Genomic DNA, 242 nt, shown 5'->3' on the forward strand with positions numbered 1-242 from the left:
GTCACGTCAGACGGGCGGAGCGCGAGCAGCCAGGCGAAGCACGCGACTGCCTCAAGTACGCCCGCGAAGGCGAGTCCGGTCACGAGTTCCGCGCGCGGCGCGGTCACTTCGAAGGCAGTCAGAGCGCCAGTCACGGGATCAGCCAAGGCTGCGGCGCGCTCGGCGGCGACGCGATCCTGCGCGGCCTCAGCGCGGCGCGCGGCGGCCAGCTCGGTGTCGAATTCCTCTATGCGGGCGGCAGC

1 protein-coding gene is annotated in these 242 nt (G+C 72.3%); it reads left to right on the forward strand.

Going from position 1 to position 242, the window contains the following annotated elements; all coding sequences use genetic code 11:
• On the forward strand, window positions 1-242 hold a 242-nt coding region (locus SB771_RS36585), incomplete at both ends, for a hypothetical protein (RefSeq protein WP_410722232.1).

The organism is Burkholderia sp. SIMBA_051 (assembly GCF_046534915.1).
Taxonomy (GTDB): Bacteria; Pseudomonadota; Gammaproteobacteria; order Burkholderiales; family Burkholderiaceae; genus Burkholderia; species Burkholderia ambifaria.